The organism is Neptuniibacter sp. QD72_48 (assembly GCF_047778065.1).
Classification (GTDB): Bacteria; Pseudomonadota; Gammaproteobacteria; order Pseudomonadales; family Balneatricaceae; genus Neptuniibacter.
The window spans coordinates 2,891,682-2,911,298 of record NZ_CP180547.1; the positions used below are offsets into that span (position 1 = coordinate 2,891,682).

A 19,617-nucleotide genomic window follows, 5' to 3' on the forward strand; every position below is an offset into this window, starting at 1 on the left:
CTCTAAACCATCGACACAGTTAAAATTGTTATAACATAACAATATACTATAGTTACTCCGCTCAAATCCATGACCGTTTACTCGGTATTCTAATTCGTTTGAGTCTCTTTAATTAAGCAAGCTAAACGAATCAAAGCACCACGACGAGCCTCATTCCAAGCATGAGCAAAACTTAAACGTAAACAATTACGATACTGGTTTTGCGCTGTAAACAAATTACCTGGGGTGATTAATATGCCTTCACTTCGGGCTTTCAAATACACCGAAGTCAGATCGTAGCTGTCTTCTAATTCTACCCATAAGGTCAAACCACCTTGCGGCTGGCTCACTCTAATCACACCCAATTCGCCCCACTCTTGAGAGAGTAACTGAATCAGCTGATCCCTCTGCTGCTGCAACAACATCTTTTGCTTTTTCAGATGTTTCTCATAAGCCCCCTCTTTGAGGAAATCGACCAAACCTTGTTGAGTAAATTTATTTAGGGCGAGAAGGTTTACCATTTTAAGTCGCATCAACTGCTTTTGCTCAGCTGCAATGATCCAACCTAAACGCAGTTCTCTAGAAACTGACTTGGAGTATGAACCGCACAGGATGACACGATTTTCACGGTCCATACTTTTTAATGGGGGGACCCTCTGACCAAAGGCTAAGTCGCCGTATATATCATCCTCAACCACGATAAAATCATGTTTACTCGCCAAGGCTAAAAGGTGCTCACGCGCAGAGACCGACATCAAAGCCCCACTCGGTGTCGCAAATGATGGCGTCACTATGCAGGCTTTAATCTCCCACTCTTCTAACGCCTGTTCCAGCGCCTCTGTCGACATCCCAGTATGGGCTGAAACAGGAATCTCCAGCACTTTTAATCCCATGCTCTCGATAAGTTGTAGCACGCCATAAAAGCCTGGTGATTCAACCGCAACAATGTCTCCAGCTTCACAGCTCAATTGCAAAGCCAACGAAAGCGCATGCTGACAGCCCGCGGTAATAGTGACGTCTGCGGCACTAAAATGACAACCAGTCCGACGGTAACGTTCCGAGAGATGCTCTCTTAACTCCAATAAGCCAGATGGCTCATCATAATATTGGTGGTCATTACATTTCTGTCGGCGTAACGCTCTGCCAATACTGCGATTCAGCTCAGTAATACCCACCGGCATATCCATATAGCCTTGCTCTTGGGGAAAGATATCGAAAGCAGCATTACGCTCCATAATGTCGCGAATAAGATCACTCATATCGACAAGCTGAGGGGCTACGGAGAGTTCAGGACGAGAGGGTGTAGGATGGGCTTTAGGCAAACTACAGACATAAAACCCTGATTTAAAACGAGACTCGATCAAACCCGCTGCTTCCAAGCGCTGGTAAGCATGAATCACCGTTGCTTTAGATAAGCCTTGTTGTTCACACTGAACGCGGATCGAGGGTAGTTTGCTCCCCGCAGGAAGATCGCCATTTTTAATCGAATCGGCTAACGTCTGCTCTAAATTTTGGTACAGAAAATCCATAGTCCCTCCACAATCTGTACCTATTATAATTATTTTTTTTAAACCTGCCCCTATAATTTGCATTCCTGTACAGTTGTTCACAATCACCGATGAGCAAAGTGAGCACAACATGCAACAACAAGGTAACAGTGAGATTCCTATCACTATGATTCAGGAAGCTCCCCCTCTTCCCGGCAACGGAAAATTTCATGTTCGTCTAGTCGAAGGCTTCTATCAAAACCTTAGGCGCTTCACCAGCTGGCCAATGCTGGCACTCTTCTTTGGACTTGTATGGGTTCGTATTAATGGTGATCCACTGGTTTTATTTGACTTTGAAAGCCACCGTATTTTCCTTTTTGGTGCAGAATTTTCTTGGTACGACCTACCGGTATTAGCGGGTTTATTGATTGCTGGGGCCAGCCTGTTGTTTTTTATGGCCGTCGGCTGGGGGCGTATCTGGTGTGGCTTTGCCTGCCCTCAATCAATCTGGACTTGGATCTTTATCCGCATCGAAGATTGGACCGAAGGGCGCGCCGCGCTACGATCAAAATCTGAAGAGAAATCCCTGACAGGCGTTCGACTGGTTCGACGCGTTCTGAAACATGGCCTTTGGCTCCTCGTTTCAGTCGCTACAGCGATTACGTTTAGCGGCTATTTCGTACCTATAGAGCAGCTACTGCAATCGATCTTCAGCTTGGAAGCTTCGCTCTTTGTATTTACGTGGATTATCTCCATGGCACTGCTCACTTACTTCAATGCGGGGCTTGTCCGCGAAAAAGTATGTTTGCATATGTGCCCATACTCCCGCTTCCAAGGAGTGATGTTTGACGAGGATACACGTACCGTCGCTTATAACCCGCTACGCGGAGAGCCTCGTACTCACCTACGCGGTAAAGAGGAAAATCCTGGCGATTGTATCGACTGCGGTATCTGCGTTCAGGTTTGTCCTACTGGAATAGACATTCGTGATGGGTTACAAGCCGCATGTATCGATTGCGGTGCCTGTATTGATGCCTGTGATAACGTCATGACTAAGTTAGGTCGACCAACTGGACTCATTGAGTTTTATTCTGAAAAACAGCTACAAGCTATTGAGACGAATACACCGAAAGAAGCACCGCCGAAACAACCAATCCTGCGCCCAAGATTGATTGCTTATATGACCATTCTGATTATTACCGTATGGGGTGTTGTTTACGGTATGCATAACCGCACAGAGTTGTTAATTGAAGTAGCTAGGGAACGTGGTCAGCTTTACCAAGTGGTAGGTAATGAGGTCTGCAATAGTTACCAAATCGAGTTGGAATCCTTCTTGCCTGATTTGAAACAGCTGTCTGTTAGCGTTCAAGGTGTGGATAGCGATCAGCAGTTCAAACTTAAAGGTCATGCAAAGATTGAATTAAATAAACAAAATGCGATCAAGATTTATCAAGTATGTGCAGTACCAGACAATTTAGATAAAAGCACGCAGATCCAGTTTAATTTCAGAAACGAGACCTTCTACACCTATAAAGCGAGTACTTTCCTTACTCCCTAATGCAGGACAACCTCTTCGATCATAATCAGGTGAATTTTAGGGTGCCTACCAACCCTACCCCACAGCGGTTGGCAGGATCTACAGTTCGAGAGGGCCTGATTATGATTTTCCCCAATTGCCGGTAATCACTGCCGGCAATTTTTTTATTTTATTCAAACTACCCTTCAGCTAAACGTTCTTTTTTCTGACGTGACAGACGTTTGATTTCGTATTCGCGCTTAGACGCACTAGCACGATCAATATGTTCCTCTTGCCAATAAAGTGATACTGGCCTGCGTACCCTTGTGTATTTAGCCCCGCCCACCAGCTCGCCATTATGCTGGCGAATGCGACGTTCAAGATCTGTCGTGATACCTGTGTATAGGGTTTCATCCGCACACCTCAAAATATACACATACCAATTGCTCTCTTTATCCTTCAAAAACTCTCTCTCACTCTAAACACATAACCTAAGCATTACATTTTCCCCATGAGATTCTTAAAACCAGACAAGCATTCAAACACAAGACGGCTATAGAAAGCCCCAATGTAAGTACCTACATACGCTATAGATCCAATAATACCTAAGCTTTATTTTCCCTTTCTACATAAATTAAAACAATGATTACACACAATAAAAATCTACGTAAAAACTATGTGGACAGAATCTGCTAGCTCTTTTTGCTGAAGAATCAAGTGGAAATTAACCAATTGAAAAATAAGCATTTTAAAGAGTGAATAATTTTACAACAACTAACGCAAACTCCGCGCCTATGGTACTTACAGCCAGCTACCCAAAACTTATTAAGAAAGTTATCCACAGATTTTATGTATAACTCAACACTTTCTTTTTACGCTATTAACTCTTGCAACTGCTACTCTGAATATATTCATCTGGATCAAATAGGTTATAGGCAATGGGCGACCCTGTTATACCAACCGAATGGCAAAATTGGATATATGAAAACCGTTCCAAAAACTGTGACCCAGAAAAAATGATCGAAGTCCTCTGTGACGAAGGCTTTCCTAAAAGACAAGTAACTGAAGCTGTCATCTATGCATTGAATGGAGGAAGTTATCACCCTCCATACATTCCAAGAGCAAGGTATGAAGGCGATGATGATATAGAGATTTATTCAGTAAAAGACTTTCTAAATGCGGATGAATGCCTTCAACTAATAGAGCTTATGCGTAATTACCAAAGGCCTTCAACAACCACCAATGATATCGAGAAATATAAAAACCACCGCACAAGTCATTCTAGTGATTTAGCCTTACTTAATTCCCCTTTTGTTCAAGAAATTGATCGAAGAATATCTAAAATGCTAGATATTTCTCCTGCTTTTTCTGAAGGGATACAAGGACAATGGTACAACGTAGGAGAAGAGTTTAGGGAACATACAGATTATTTTGAACAAGATTGCAACGAGTTTGAACAATATGCTCGAAATACAGGACAACGCACTTGGACTTTTATGATTTATCTAAACACTGTTCAAGAAGGAGGAGGCACTAATTTCCCGAAATTAAATCACTGTTTCACACCAGAACAAGGTAAGGCAATTATCTGGAATAACTTAACTCCTGAGGGCTTTCCCAACCCCTCTACTGTTCACCACGGTATGCCTGTTATCAAAGGATATAAAGCTATAATTACCAAATGGTTCAGAACTAGAGGAACAGGAAATATTCAATATAGACTTAAACATGAATATATAAGACCTCATACACAAACAGGCTTTTTGAAAAAATCTATTCCGTCAAAATTATTCCGTTATCTATTACGATTCTATACCAATTATCGAAGCTCTGATTTAGAAAAAGTCCAAACAAAATTAACGGAAAATCATCAAGAAATATCTCCTGACACAATTGAAATACCTCCTGAACTTCAACACGAAATACATAAAACGCTGCAACCTCTAGCTGAAGCTTGGAGTGGATGTTTACTAAAACCTTTAGTAATTGATGAAATAAATATTTATTCAGAAGGCTCTACAACAAAATATGGGCGGACAGAATTAGGCGCGATTAGCATCCTTTTAAATTTACACCAAAAAATTGAGCGCCCCTGGCCAATAATCATTGAAGATCATTTTTATCGATCGCACAAGGTTTCACTTGTCTCAGGCCAACTACTTATGTACGAAAGTAAGCGGTTACTTCCTTTTAGCCCTGTCCCATTACAAGGGGAACATTGCACCTGTATGCTAGCCCATTACGAACTTGATCAATAACATGCATATATTAAAAAAGGGCGCTCTGCGCCCTTTTAAAACCTAAACATATTATAGTTATGTGAATTAAACTGCTGTACTACTATTCACGTTCAGCAGCAAATGTTGTGACATGCTTCGCATCAAAGCTACTTCCGTCTTTATTATAAAACTCCTTCGTAATATCAGCACTGCCGCCTACCCCTTGTGCTTCAGACCCATAGAAAGTAGCCTCAACTGAGCCATAGATATTACGTTCGTAATCAACCCCTTTTATTTTCACATTAAGGTCACCGGCGGATATAGTATCAGATATAAGTGTTGTCTCATCAATATACCCACTTGCGGTAAAACCTAACTCGCCTATCACAGCACCACTAGGTCCAAACTGTAGAGCGCCATCTGCACCACCGTTGAATACTCCTTCCCAGCTACCGCCATTAGAGAAATCGATTTCCAACTGTACACTAGCCCCGAACCCAGTAGCTCCGGTATAAGTAGCCGTTACATTTTCACCTAATCCATCAACGTAATTATTGTACTGATCTAACGTAGTTCCAATACCGTAGACAAATGTTCCCAAAGCACCATCAAGCACGTATGTTGGATCTTTAGGTGAATTCCCTGGTGGGGGATTGAGCGTAAACGAACCATCTCGCCATGTTCCCTGGAACATATAAACTTGGTCATCCTCACCTTGAGTGAAAATACCATATTCTGCAGGCACGACTAAGGTACTTATTTCTCCTTCTTCTTCCCCCATGATTCTGACAAGTAAAGTGCCATCATCACCAACTTCTGGAGGCTCAATAAACTCCATAGAAACTATCTCATCAGCTCCATCTGGATTTACAGTGAAAGATTGAATAGCAGCCAATAAATCATCCGCGTCACCTTCCCCTAGAAGGATTGTGAATGTCCCTAATCTAGGATCCGACACATCTGTAGCATTTTTCAAACGGCCTTGCCCTTGACCATGAATACATCCTGATTCGCTTGGTCGAACACAATCAACATTGTCACTACCCAAATAATGGCTTGAGTAACCACTAACTGTTGGTACTGGCCCAGGTCCAGGGCCAGGTCCAGGGCCAGGGCCAGGGCCAGGTCCAGGTCCAGGTCCAGGGCCAGGGCCAGGGCCAGGGCCAGGTCCAGGTCCAGGTCCAGGTCCAGGTCCAGGTGGTTCACTATCAGGAGGAATATTTACTGGAGGGGAGGTATCCGTCGGTTCATTTAATGCTAACCCATCATCTGGAAGAACAAATTCATCTCCAGCACCAGCAGCGAAAGCAAGTGCGATTCCTCCACCTACAGGGCCTCCAGCCGCTGTTGCGAATGGTAGGGCCCATGGTCCCCAATCTTCTACAGAATCAGGCTCATCTGGGTTATTGTTTTTAGGGTAAGCTGCCGCTTGAGCTTGCCCTGCAGCAAAGACACTGCTGATAGCAATAGCTATCAATTTTTTTTGAGACCACATAATGAGCCTCCATCTATACTATTTCTTCCAATGCATTCTTTTAAACAACACCTTTTACTTTCATCAGAAAGAAGAAAAAACCATCTAGGTTAACCAACTGTTTTTAAAGGCATTATCTAAAGACCTTTTATATTTTTAATACGCAAACAAAATTTTTATATTTGCTATTCAAACAGTATAGTCGTTACAAAAAGCCACAAGAGAACAGCTGTGCGATATTTAATCACGAAAATTACTATTTAATGGAATCAATTTCATACGCAATTAGAACAATGTCATACATCGTCCTATAGCTAGAGATAGATAGTAGGCCAAGCAAAGAGGGCTACTTATATTGATTGAATAAAAGCAAATAATAAAAAGAAAAGCCCGTTAGAAATCAGTCTTTTCTTTATACTCGCATAAGTCTTCAATTAGACAGGAACCGCATTTGGGCTTTCGGGCAACGCAGGTATAACGGCCATGTAAAATGAGCCAATGATGGGCGTCAATCAAAAACTCTTTCGGAACAAAACGCATAAGCTTCTGTTCAACTTCATTAACGTTTTTACCAGGGGCGATTTTAGTACGATTTGAAACGCGGAAAATATGGGTATCTACAGCCATTGCAGGCTGACCAAACGCGGTATTTAAAACTACATTTGCAGTTTTTCGCCCTACGCCAGGAAGCGCTTCAAGATCAGCACGATTATCAGGCACTTCCGATCCATGTTTGTCGACCAGTGCTTTGCAGGTCTTAATCACATTCTCAGCTTTGGTGTTAAACAAACCGATGGTTTTAATATATTCCTTCAAACCATCTACACCAAGTGCGTAGATCGCCTCTGGAGTATTCGCAATAGGATAAAGTTTACGAGTCGCTTTGTTCACACCGACATCAGTAGCCTGAGCAGAAAGAATAACTGCTATCAGTAATTCGAACGGAGAGCTATATTCAAGTTCTGTCGTAGGGTGAGGGTTATCATCACGCCAACGCGTGAAGATTTCGTGTCTTTTTTGCTTATTCATGACTAGATATATAGAAGTGCTTTAGTTGTAATCGCCATAAAGGCTAACCCAATTACGACCACTCTGTTTAGATTTGTAAAGCGCTTGGTCAGCTTGTTCCAACCATTCTAAAGGCGTCTGTTGTTCATAAGTTAACTCCGACACACCCAAGCTAATAGTCACCTTTAATTCGTGCTCAGCATAAGGAACAACTAAGGCCTCAATACGTGAACGCAGTCGTTCAGCAAAGATCATCGCATTTTCGCCATTTGTACCCGTCAAAATTGCACCAAATTCTTCACCACCGTAACGTCCAAGAAAATCGGTTTTACGTGCCTGTTCTTTTAGTGCTTGCGCCACTGCTCGAATGATTTCATCGCCAGCTTGGTGCCCGTATGTATCATTTACCCTTTTAAAATGATCAATATCAAACATCACTAAGCTACAGACTTCCTGACTACGATTGAAGCGCTCAAATTCTTGATTAAGGCATTCTTCCCAATAGCCTCGATTATTCAGACCCGTTAATCGATCTTCTCGACTTAACGCTTTTAACTGATCGTTAGCCTGTTGCAATTCAATCTGGCCAGTTGCTGTATCCGTAACGTCGTAAATCAAGATCCCTACATGATCAACCTCTCCTGTTGGAGAAGTTAGCGGAATCAAGGTGACGTTTTGATACATGAATGGAGCACTGCCCGTAATCGGACGATTGCTCTTAAAATGAAAAAGGTAAGGTCGCTGTTCCCAAGATATATACGCAGGGTTTCTTAACAAAAAAACTGATTCCAATTTTTGCTTTAACCATCGACAAGGAAGCTCTGGAAATTTAGCAAAAATAGAATGCTCTGTTAGCTTCACGGCAGATATGCCGGAATGGTTTTCCATAAAGCCATTCCACAGTTTGATGAGACCAGCGCGATCTACAACAACCAAACCTACTTCAAGGTTTTGAATCAGCCCTAAAGTCCAATGCAGTTCATCGATCTCTTGGAAATTCTGACTATTCATTCAAAATAACTCGCAATCTTTTGTAATGCCGGTAAAGAATCTGGGGTAAATGCCAAAATAAGCTCACATTGAAAATCATATTCCGGCAGCTGGTAATCAATAGATATAATCATTGTTTGATCTAAAGATCCCACTTGATCACAAACCCTATCACTATCGTGCAGTATACTTGGGGTCGCTCTACTAAAAGAGAGGTCCAACTGTTGTGCAAACCCAGATATAAAAGCACCGATCAACGCATTAGCTAGCGACATTAATAGATCAGATTCAGAATACTCTCCATTCTCTGTCATCCCCATCAATCTTGCTACACGCTCTAAATTTCCGGTTTGCATCAATAACAATGCTTCACCTGCTACATCCCCGCCAATAAAACCCTGACTAATTAGCTCATGCTGGTTATCTGAGGCCACCTTAAGCTGATTAGCCAGATCAGTCGCGTTAATCATTTTGACCACAGGAATAGGCAGATGGACAAATGTATTCAATAAAGTGCCTAACATACTTCCAGCTTGCCCCATGGCGACATTAGCAATCTCTTGGTAATAGTCAGGCAAAGCTAAAGGTGTGTCGATCTGCTCTTCGACAATTACAGGATGTTCCAGTTCGCTCAACAAGCCAAACCGCTGTAGAACGTCGGAAATTACTTCTGGGGATGTGGGCTTTTTGATAAAAGCCAATGCACCTAGCTCTTCGACCCTTGATTGCGCCTCGGGCTGAATATCACCCGACACAACAATCACCATTGTGGGTAAGTCATCTTGCCGTATCCGTTCCAATGCCTGATAGCCATCCATAATCGGCATAGTCAGATCAAGGAAGAGAATGTCGCCTTTACCTGCTCTAATCGCTTCAAGCCCTTCTAGGCCATGCTCAGCGAACGTAACTTCAACATTCCAGCTACGCAGGGCTGACGCCATTTGTTTACGTGCTAGACGGGAATCATCACAAATAACTACAGGAACAGGCTGGCTCACGATCCTTCCTAAAGAATAATAACTAAGGAAAACAGTAAGCTAACAGCCTAATGTATGCCTTAGCAGAAAACAATTCTGCTAAGGCTAAAAGAAAGGAAAGAATAGGTATACTTTAGCTTTGTTAGCCAGTAATACGTACACGTTCTGGTTTAGCGCCTTCATCTGGCGTTTGTTGAGCTAAACGCTCTTTAGCACGAGCATCAATAATGTTTTTCAGCGCTATTAATAAACCCATGCCAACAAAGGCACCAGGTGGTAAAACCGCAAACAGGAAACCGGTATAGTCATCAACAACAGTAATTTTCCAATCAGCTGCCATTGGACCAAATAGCAGATGCATATCGCTAAATAGCGTACCTAAACCTAGTAATTCCCGCATCGCACCTAAGATCACCAATACCACGGTAAAGCCAAGTCCCATCATTAAACCATCTAACAAAGACTCTTTAACAGGGTTTTTACATGCAAAAGCATCAGCACGCCCCATGATGGCACAGTTCGTTACAATCAAAGGAATAAAGATACCTAAGATTAGGTATAACTCGTAAGTGAATGCCTTCATTAACAACTCAATTGCCGTAACAAATGAGGCAATGATCATTACAAAGATCGGTAGACGAACAGAATCGGGTACAAACTTGCGGAACGCAGAGACCGTGAGGTTAGAACCTAGCAATACCAGAATACTAGCAATACCCAAACCGATAGCATTTACCACAGTACCCGTTACTGCTAGTAACGGACACAGCCCAAGTAATTGAACTAACGCAGGGTTATTGTCCCACAAGCCGTCCATAGAGATTTTCTTATAATCAGCAGCCATTAGTTAGATACCTCCTGATTGTTATCTTGCTGTTCAGGCTTAACTTCTAGCAAAGCAATACGGTTATCTTCGAAATAGTCTAGTGCTCTACCTACCCCGTTTACGATTGCACGCGGCGTAATTGTGGCGCCGGTAAATTGATCAAACTGACCACCATCTTTTTTGACCGCCCACACACCATTATTTTCTGTTGTTTTAGCACGTCCGTTGAAACTGTAGATCCAATCAGATTTTTTGGTTTCGACTTTATCACCTAAGCCTGGCGTTTCTTTATGAACTAAAACACGTACGCCAGCAACAGTACCATCAGCATTAATACCAACAATAAAACTAATATTGCCACTGTAACCATCTGGCGCAACAACCGGCAGGATCACTGCTTTCACTAAGCCTTCTTTACGCGCTCTATAAGCTGTTACCGGCGCTTTATGACCTAACTCAGCTACCTGAAGTTCAAACGTATCCTGCAGCAACTGATTATCGATCGTGTCGCGAGGAACAATCTCATATAGAGCTTTTGCTTTAAATTCACGTTCGTTTTTAGCAATTGCGTCTTGAGTAGAGACTTGAGTAATTGCTATTACCGCAGCACAGACAACAGCAAATAAACTGATCGCAACCGTACTCGATTTAATCGCACTGAAAAGCTGCATTATGAGCCCCCCTTCATGCCGCGCTTAGCTTTAGCGTGTCCATAAGTTCGAGGCTGGGTGTACTGATCAATAAACGGTGCTGATAAGTTCATTAACAATACGGCAAATGCAATTGCATCAGGGTAGCCACCCCATCCGCGAATAACATAAACCAAGACACCAATACCGATACCAAAATAGATTTTGCCACGATTACTGGTTGCAGAAGTTACTGGATCCGTTGCGATAAAGAATGCACCCAGCATGGTTGCACCTGTCGTTAAATGGAAAAACGGGTCAGCAAATGAATATGGATCGATGATATAAAACAACGTCGAGATGACCGCCAGTGAACCCAACACAGCTGCGGGCGTATGGATGGTAAACACTTTACGATAGATCAAGAAGATACCGCCCATCAAATAAGCAGCACTCACCGCAAGCCACGCACCGATGCCGTCAGACAAAACAGGGACTGAACGCCATACTTCCTCAGTCGTGAGTCCACCTCTATGGCGCATAGCGTCTAACGGAGTTGCACCAGTGTATGTATCGATTAAAGTTGGATCTACCGAACCAAAAATAACACTAAGTGTTTGACCAAAACCAAGTACATTCCAGCTTCCTTCGGGGCCATTAAGTACAAAAGGCTCTGTCCAACTTGTCATCTGCACGGGGAACGAAACCAGCAGCAATGCATAAGCAACCATTGCTGGGTTGAAAGGGTTCTGCCCCAGACCGCCATACAAGTGCTTAGCAATCACAATAGCTACGAATACACCGACCATTGTCACCCACCAAGGCGCAAATGGGGGTAACGCAAGACCTAACAGCAACGCTGTAACGATTGCGCTGTAGTCTTTAAGATAAAAGCCTAATGGGCGCTTACGCAGTTTAACAATGGCCGCTTCAAAACCTACTGCAAGCAAGCATGCCCAGATAACATTGATTAAGGTGCCCCAACCAAAAAAGAACGTCATCGCAGCCAAACCCGGTAAGGTTGCGAGTATCAATAAACGCATCACATCAGCCGTACTGCTGGCTTTATGTAGATGAGGGGAGCTAGTGCGTATTAACGCCATCTGCTAACAAATCCTTAATCGCTAAAACGACTTAACGTCTGGTTTAATTTCTCTGCTTCTTTTTGAGCGGTTACTAACTGCTCTTCCATCGTTGGCAGATCATCAACATTTGCTTCTCGAGCTTTAGTTAACGCTCTTTCCGCTTTGGTAACGGCCGCGCGGGCCATCGCAGCATCAATCTTTAGCTGTTTAAGATCGATGCCTTCATTAGCAGCTTTTTCAATCAACTGAATTTCATAAGCATCAAAGGCTTCTTTTGCTTCATCGTGCAACTTAGTTAATCGCTGCACTTCTGCTTCTAACTCAGTTTTATCTGAGTCTTCAGCATCATCTAAAGCATTCTGCGCCTTCTTCAGCTTGGTACGCATAATCGAAACATTCTGCTTCAAAGCTTTAGGGTCAACGGGCTCTGGTTTTGCAGGCTTTTCTAACTGCCCACCCGCTTGCAGGTATTCCTGCTGAAGCTCTTCATGCTTACCACGAAGTTTTTCCACACCCGCTTGCATCTTCTCAGCGGCCGGACTTCCTGATTCAATCGCTTTATCTAATGCAGCTTGAGCTTTATCCACCTTGGCCTGCATTGCATCCATATCCGCTTTAAGCTCATCGAGATTAACTGCTGGAGCGATAGGAGCAACTGCTGAAGCCTGAACTGCTTGATCATATTCAGCTTTAGCTTCTTCGAATTTACCCTGAAGCTTCTCGACACCGGCTTTCATTTTTTCAGCCGCTGGACTGCCAGATTCAATCGCTTTATCTAAGGCGACTTGAGCTTTCTCAACTTTGGCCTTGATAGCCTCCATATCTTCTTTAAGCTCATCTAAGTTGACTTCTGGGGCTACGGGCGCAGAAGTTGGCGCTTGAGCCGCCTTATCATATTCAGTCTTAGCTTCTTCGTATTTACCTTGAAGCTTCTCTACACCTGCTTTCATTTTTTCTACAGCAGGGCTATCTGAAGCAATAGCCGCATCTAGGGCTTTTTGCGCTTTATCCACCTTCGCCTGCATTGCATCCATATCAGCCTTAAGCTCATCTAGATTAGCTACTGGAGCAAAAGGTGCAGATGCTGGCGCTTGAGCGGCTTTATCATATTCCGCTTTAGCTTCTTCAAACTTACCTTGAAGCTTTTCTACACCCGCTTTCATTTTTTCTACAGCAGGGCTACCGGAAGCAATAGCTGCATCCAAAGCTTTTTGTGCTTTCTCTACTTTGCCCTGCGCTGCATCCATCGACTCTTTTAGCTCAGCTAAATTAACCGCTGGCTGTGTCGGCACTGGTGCACCGCCAGATTCAGCTTGATCATACGCAGTTTGAGCCGCTTCAGTTTTAGCTTTCTGTTCAGCAACCTTGGCTTTAAGCGCTTCGAGATCACCTTCACCAGATTCTTCGGCTTTGGCTAGCGCTTTTTCAGCTTGTTTCAACTTGGTTCGAGCAACGGCCGCATTAGTTTTAAGCTGTTTAACATCCACAACTGGCGCTGGGGCGCTCGCTGGATTTTGCGCCTGATCGTAAGCCTCTTGTGCGGCCTTAGCTTTCGCTTCAAGCTCAGTGACGGTTTGACGTAACTGCTCAATACCGTCTAACCCTTTAGACTCAGCATTTTCTAAAGCTTTCTGAGCTTTCTTCAGTTTGGTACGCGAAACGGCAGCAGCTGTTTTCAGCGCTTTAATATCAGGCTCACCCGATAGTTTAGCGGCTTCAGCTGTTTTACCTGACGCTAGTTTGTCTTTCTTAACTGCTTGCGCCTTCGCTGCTTCTTCTGCACGTTGCTTACGACGCAGTTCTTTCTCTACTTTCTCTTGCTCCAAACGCGCTTGGCGAGCTTCAAAGCGCTGACGAGCATGATCTGCTTTACGTTGTTCCGCTTCTTCGGCACGGATCTCAGACTTAGCAAAACGGTAGTACTGCACCAAAGGAATATTACTTGGGCAAACATAAGAGCAAGCACCACACTCGATACAATCAAACAAGTTGTGATGCTTAGCCTTTTCAAACTCTTTACCTTTTGCAAACCAATGCAATTGCTGTGGTAGGAGCTCAGCAGGACACACCTGCTCGCACATACCACAACGGATACAAGGGTTCGCAGCAGGTGCCGGAGGCATCTCATCGTAAGTTGCTGCAATAACACAGTTAGTGGTTTTGATCATCGGGATAGACTGACTATCCACGGTATAGCCCATCATTGGACCGCCAATAACTAAACGATAAAGCTCAGACTGACGAATCTCAGCAGCTTCTAGCAACGTCTCTAGTGGAGTACCAATCAACGCGCGCATATTATGCGGATGACCTAAGGCATCACCCGTAACTGTTACAACGCGGGAAATCAGAGGTACGCCGTTATATACAGCATCATAGATAGCAGAAGCGGTACCGATGTTTTGACATACGATACCGACATCGGCAGGAATCTTTCCGCTTGGTACTTCGACACCTGTTAGTAGTTTTATCAACTGTTTCTCACCGCCCGATGGATAGACGGTTGGAACAACTACAATATCAATATCTTGATTTGATTCCGCTACAGCAAGTTCGAGTGCACGGATAGCCTGAGGCTTATTGTCCTCAGTACCAATCATAATGTGATGCGGCTTTAACAGGTGCGCGATAACCTCAATACCTTTGACGATGTCTTCTGCGCGTTCACGCATCAACATATCGTCAGCAGTAATATAAGGCTCACACTCCATCGCATTGATGATCAGCGTATTAACAATGTGATCATCACCCAGATGCAGTTTTACATCGGTTGGGAAGCCCGCGCCACCCATACCACTGATACCGTGGTAGCGGATAAAATCGATCAACTCTTGTTTATTGATCGACGTATAGTCTTCTAGGCCTTTATGGTCGCACCACTCATCTAAACCGTCGGTTTTAATCACCACACAAGGAGCTGACATACCGGACATGTGAGGTACAGGGCGAGATTCGATCGCCTCTACTACCCCTGAACTCGGCGCATGAACACTAACACTAATGCGACCTGCTGCCTCAGCAATAACCTGACCTTTCAGTACTCGGTCACCCACAGAGACTACTAGCTCTGAAGGTGCACCAATATGCTGTGACAAAGGAACCACTAGCTGTTCAGGAATTGGCGCTATCTGAATCTGACCGCCTGTGGACTGATGCTTATTTTCTGGTGGGTGTACACCACCGTGGAAAGAATGCTTAGTACTCACGCTGCACCTCCCTCCACGACTTCGCCACGTTGATCCGTTGCAATAAGTTGAACACCCGGCTTAGGCATATCCCACTTCCACGTTTGTAGCGTGGTTTCAACTGGTAACATATCAATACAATCTACTGGGCAAGGCTCTACACAAAGGTCACAACCGGTACATTCAGATGTGATCACCGTGTGCATCTGCTTAGCTGCACCTAAAATGGCATCAACTGGGCACGCCTGAATACATTTAGTACAACCGATGCATTCATCTTCGCGGATATAAGCTACCGCTTTTACTGGTTCTTCTTCTGCGCCACCTTCAAGTGGAATCGCTTCAACATCCAGAAGGTCGGCTAAAGTTTCGACTGTACTTTGGCCACCAGGAGGGCATTTATTGATTGCATCACCTTCTGCAATCGCCTCAGCATATGGGCGGCAGCCTGGGTAACCACACTGACCACATTGGGTCTGTGGCAAAATACTATCGATTTGATCAACTAATGGATTACCTTCAACTTTGAAGCGTACTGAGGCAAAGCCCAATAGCAAACCAAAAGCTAAAGCTAAGCCCAAGAGAGCTAATACGGCGATGATTATGATATCCACGGTCGGCTCCTAAATTTGTACCAGACCGGTGAAGCCCATAAATGCCAAGGACATTAAGCCAGCAGTCACCATACCGATCGCTGCCCCTTGAAATGGCATAGGGACATCTGCAACCGCAATTCGCTCACGCATCGCTGAGAAAAGAATCAAAGCAAGAGAGAAGCCGATTGCAGCACCAAAACCGTAAACAATTGAATCAATAAAGCCATTAAGCTTTTTGATATTAAGTAACGCAACCCCGAGTACTGCACAGTTAGTGGTAATCAGCGGTAAGAAAATACCTAACACTTTGTACAATAATGGGCTGGTTTTACGAACAACCATCTCAGTGAACTGCACAACAACCGCTATCACTAAGATAAATGTAATCGTTTGCAGATACTCTAATGCAAGAGGCTGCAGGAGATACGTGTACGCAAGATAACTGCATACGGACGACAGAGTCAGTACAAATGTGGTCGCCAAGGACATACCCATCGCGGTTTCCAGCTTATTGGAAACCCCCATAAATGGACACAATCCAAGGAATTGAACCAGCACAAAGTTGTTTACCAGCACAGTGCTGATAACAATCAGAAGATATTCTGTCATAAGATCCGTATAGCTATCGAAACCTACCCCTAAAAGAAGATAAGCAAAATCTAATATTACTATCTCTTATAAGGTTTCGGTATAGCGATATTCTGATTTAAAACAATAAACCGGGAGCTCAAACTCCCGGTTTTTCCATTCGAGAATGGTCTTTTATTTCAATAGTTCTAGTGCGCTTGCTAGTTTCTCAACGTCAGTAGACCCCTGAAGCTGATCAACGTTCAATGCAACTGCACCTTCTACTGCATCGTCAGTTTCAAGCAGAGAAATAAGACCTGCTTGATTTAGAACAGCAGACGCATTCTGAGCACCGCCCTGAAGTTGTTCAGCGTTAAGCGCTACAACTGCACGACCTTGTTCGAACAATACTGATTCTAGGCTAAACAATAGTGTTTGACGCTGTTCAGCACTACCACCAGAGATAGTCGCTGTCGCAGCCTGCTGACCGAAACGAATTGTACGATCAGATGCTTTAACTGCAGAAGCATTAACTAGCTTCGATTCAAGGTCAGTCTGCTCATCACCACCCTCGATGATCATACCCGCTGCAACAGTCGCATTAGTTAGACGATCAACAATGATGAAAGAACCTGTGCCGTGGTGAGCACGGTAGTCATCAGCAACAACTGGGCGCTCTAGCGTAATCTCGCAACGTGCGATTTCGTTTAGCTCCAGAGAATCAGCAGCAGTTTGCTCTAGCGTGTTAACGTCTACACGGTGACGAACGTTACTGATACCACCAGCTATACGCGTAGTATTCAGTTTAACTTCGTACTGACGACCTTTCTGTAAAGGCTCCTCAGACATCCATACGACCATGGAGTCAAAACGGTTTGTTGTTTCTGGAACTTCGTTGCTGTGAACAAGAATATCGCCACGAGAGATATCAATCTCATCTTCCAAAGTTAGCGTTACTGCCATTGGCGGGAATGCTTCTTTAATTTCACCTTCGTAAGTAACAATCGACTTAACCTTGCTGGACTTACCAGAAGGAAGCACGGTTACTTCGTCGCCCGGGCGAACGATACCAGATGTCAACGTACCGCAGTAGCCACGGAAGTCCAGGTTAGGACGGTTTACGTACTGAACTGGGAAACGTAAGCTATCGAAGTTCTGGTCGTTAGCCAGCTCAACTGTTTCCAATGTTTCCATCAATGGCTCGCCTTTAAACCAGCTCATTGGTTCAGAAGGTGTAACAACGTTATCGCCCTTCAATGCAGAGATCGGTACAAACTGAATATCAGGTAGATCTAGCTGCTTAGAGAACTCAAGGTAATCTGCTTTGATCTCTTCAAAACGCTCTTCGCTGAAATCAACTAGGTCCATTTTGTTGATAGCAACAATCGTGTGCTTGATACCTAGTAGAGAAACAATAAAGCTGTGACGTTTAGTCTGAACCTGTACACCGTGACGCGCATCGATAAGGATGATCGCTAGATCACAGGTAGATGCACCTGTCGCCATGTTACGTGTGTACTGTTCATGGCCCGGAGTATCCGCAATGATGAACTTACGCTTAGATGTAGAGAAGTAACGGTAAGCAACGTCGATAGTGATACCTTGCTCACGCTCTGCAGCAAGACCATCAACTAGAAGCGCAAGGTCAAGTTCTTCACCAGCATTACCCACACGCTCGTTATCCTTCTGGATAGCAGCAAGTTGATCTTCATAAATCATTTTAGAGTCATGTAGTAGACGGCCAATCAATGTAGATTTACCGTCATCCACGCTACCGCAAGTCAAAAAGCGTAATAGCTCTTTGTTTTCATGCTGGTGCAGATACGCTTGGATATCAGATTCAATCAGTTCGCTTTGGTGACTCATTTTCTTCCCCTTAGGAAAGCGGCAAGCGGTTCATTAAGATAGCTTGTCGCTGAATATTCTTTTCAATATGGATGTAAGGTGTGGCCTATAAACTCATACCGCCACGTATTTCTATGTAGAGCCCTAGAAATAACCTTCCATCTTTTTCTTCTCCATCGAACCAGAACTATCGTGGTCGATCGCACGCCCCTGACGTTCAGAAGTCGTTGTTAGCAACATCTCCTGAATAATATCCGGCAAAGTTGCCGCGTCAGATTCCACTGCACCCGTTAGCGGGTAGCAACCAAGAGTACGGAAACGCACGTTCTTCATTTCAGGCACTTCACCTTCTTTAAGAGGCAAGCGCTCGTCATCAACCATGATCAACATGCCATCACGTTCAACAACTGGACGTTTCGCAGCGTAATATAAAGGTACGATAGAGATGTTTTCTAGATAGATGTACTGCCAGATATCTAGCTCAGTCCAGTTGGACAGAGGGAATACACGGATACTCTCGCCTTTATCTACGCGTGTATTGAACACGTTCCATAGCTCTGGACGCTGACTTTTAGGGTCCCAACGGTGGTTTTCATCACGGAAAGAGAAAACACGCTCTTTAGCACGGGATTTTTCCTCATCACGACGAGCACCGCCAAATGCAGCATCAAACTGATACTTATCTAGTGCCTGTTTCAAACCCTGAGTTTTCATGATATCGGTATGTTTAGATGAACCATGAGTAAACGGACCCACGCCCATATCAACACCTTCTTGGTTGATGTGAACTAGAAGCTCCATACCTGCTTCTTTCGCCATTTTGTCACGGAATTCGATCATCTCTTTGAACTTCCATGTAGTATCAACATGCATCAAAGGGAAAGGAGGCTTACCAGGCGCAAACGCTTTACGTGCAAGATGAAGCATTACCGCGGAATCTTTACCAACGGAGTAAAGCATTACTGGATTGTCGAATTCAGCAGCCACTTCACGAATAATATGGATACTTTCAGCTTCTAGCTGCTTAAGGTGCGTTAAACGATGTTCAGGCAAAGCACTCATTAAAAATACTCTCTCTCTATAAACGTTACGGACTTAGACCCTACAATCGCACCAAGAAAAACTTAATAGTGGTCGATTTAATAAGCCTACCTATCCTATAATGCGGCGCATTATCGCAGCCCTCTCAATAAAACGCAAAAGAATATATAATTACTTTTTTATAGCGTTTAGC

At 43.9% G+C, this 19,617-nt stretch carries 16 protein-coding genes; 2 read left to right on the top strand and 14 right to left on the bottom strand.

From position 1 onward, the window contains the following. Positions 1-89: 89 nt before the first annotated feature. Positions 90-1,508, bottom strand: coding sequence for a PLP-dependent aminotransferase family protein (locus ACMXYX_RS13105; protein WP_415906084.1), 1,419 nt, complete (start codon positions 1,506-1,508; stop codon positions 90-92). 109 nt (positions 1,509-1,617) lie between these two features. On the opposite strand from ACMXYX_RS13105, the gene ccoG reads away from it, so the two are divergent. Then, the gene (gene ccoG, locus ACMXYX_RS13110; RefSeq protein ID WP_415896785.1) at positions 1,618-3,024 is read left to right on the top strand and encodes a cytochrome c oxidase accessory protein CcoG; all 1,407 of its coding nucleotides are present in this window, start codon (positions 1,618-1,620) and stop codon (positions 3,022-3,024) included. Between the two features lie 157 nt (positions 3,025-3,181). Here ccoG and ACMXYX_RS13115 read toward each other — a convergent pair whose 3' ends face one another. Then, entirely contained in the window at positions 3,182-3,418 is a 237-nt protein-coding gene (locus tag ACMXYX_RS13115; RefSeq protein ID WP_415896786.1) for a GIY-YIG nuclease family protein, read from the bottom strand. A 502-nt stretch (positions 3,419-3,920) separates the two neighbouring features. Here ACMXYX_RS13115 and ACMXYX_RS13120 point away from each other — a divergent pair. Beyond that, positions 3,921-5,240 carry a prolyl hydroxylase family protein gene (locus ACMXYX_RS13120; RefSeq protein ID WP_415896787.1) on the top strand — a complete coding sequence of 440 codons (1,320 nt, stop codon included), beginning with the start codon at positions 3,921-3,923 and terminating at the stop codon, positions 5,238-5,240. A gap of 82 nt (positions 5,241-5,322) precedes the next feature. On the opposite strand, the gene ACMXYX_RS13125 is transcribed toward ACMXYX_RS13120, so the two are convergent. The 12 genes from ACMXYX_RS13125 to cysD form a co-directional block, all read right to left on the bottom strand. Next, complete coding sequence (locus tag ACMXYX_RS13125; protein WP_415906085.1) at positions 5,323-6,696, bottom strand: hypothetical protein; 1,374 nt, start codon at positions 6,694-6,696, stop codon at positions 5,323-5,325. A gap of 372 nt (positions 6,697-7,068) precedes the next feature. Next, entirely contained in the window at positions 7,069-7,704 is a 636-nt protein-coding gene (gene nth, locus ACMXYX_RS13130) for an endonuclease III (RefSeq protein WP_415882079.1), read from the bottom strand. 21 nt (positions 7,705-7,725) lie between these two features. Then, positions 7,726-8,694, bottom strand: a complete 969-nt coding sequence (locus tag ACMXYX_RS13135; protein WP_415896790.1) for a GGDEF domain-containing protein — start codon at positions 8,692-8,694, stop codon at positions 7,726-7,728. Further along, on the bottom strand, positions 8,691-9,671 hold the full coding sequence (locus tag ACMXYX_RS13140; protein ID WP_415896791.1) for a response regulator: 981 nt from the start codon (positions 9,669-9,671) through the stop codon (positions 8,691-8,693). Before ACMXYX_RS13140 ends, ACMXYX_RS13135 begins: the two co-directional genes overlap by 4 nt. Before the next feature lie 121 nt (positions 9,672-9,792). Then, positions 9,793-10,494, bottom strand: a complete 702-nt coding sequence (locus tag ACMXYX_RS13145) for an electron transport complex subunit E (protein ID WP_415882085.1) — start codon at positions 10,492-10,494, stop codon at positions 9,793-9,795. Beyond that, positions 10,494-11,147 (bottom strand): electron transport complex subunit RsxG, encoded by a 654-nt coding sequence (gene rsxG, locus ACMXYX_RS13150; RefSeq protein ID WP_415882086.1) that lies wholly within the window; start codon positions 11,145-11,147, stop codon positions 10,494-10,496. Before rsxG ends, ACMXYX_RS13145 begins: the two co-directional genes overlap by 1 nt. Beyond that, entirely contained in the window at positions 11,147-12,208 is a 1,062-nt protein-coding gene (gene rsxD / locus ACMXYX_RS13155; protein WP_415882087.1) for an electron transport complex subunit RsxD, read from the bottom strand. The genes rsxG and rsxD overlap by 1 nt, the downstream gene beginning before the upstream one ends. A gap of 14 nt (positions 12,209-12,222) precedes the next feature. Continuing rightward, entirely contained in the window at positions 12,223-15,396 is a 3,174-nt protein-coding gene (gene rsxC, locus ACMXYX_RS13160) for an electron transport complex subunit RsxC (protein ID WP_415896792.1), read from the bottom strand. Continuing rightward, positions 15,393-15,989, bottom strand: coding sequence for an electron transport complex subunit RsxB (gene rsxB, locus ACMXYX_RS13165; protein ID WP_415882089.1), 597 nt, complete (start codon positions 15,987-15,989; stop codon positions 15,393-15,395). The genes rsxC and rsxB overlap by 4 nt, the downstream gene beginning before the upstream one ends. Positions 15,990-15,998: 9 nt before the next feature. Beyond that, positions 15,999-16,580, bottom strand: a complete 582-nt coding sequence (gene rsxA, locus ACMXYX_RS13170; RefSeq protein ID WP_415882090.1) for an electron transport complex subunit RsxA — start codon at positions 16,578-16,580, stop codon at positions 15,999-16,001. Positions 16,581-16,733: 153 nt separating this feature from the next. Next, complete coding sequence (cysN, locus tag ACMXYX_RS13175; protein ID WP_415896793.1) at positions 16,734-18,404, bottom strand: sulfate adenylyltransferase subunit CysN; 1,671 nt, start codon at positions 18,402-18,404, stop codon at positions 16,734-16,736. 123 nt (positions 18,405-18,527) lie between these two features. Further along, positions 18,528-19,445: a sulfate adenylyltransferase subunit CysD gene (gene cysD / locus ACMXYX_RS13180; RefSeq protein ID WP_415882092.1), complete on the bottom strand. Its 918-nt coding sequence runs from the start codon at positions 19,443-19,445 to the stop codon at positions 18,528-18,530. Between the last annotated feature and the right edge of the window lie 172 nt (positions 19,446-19,617).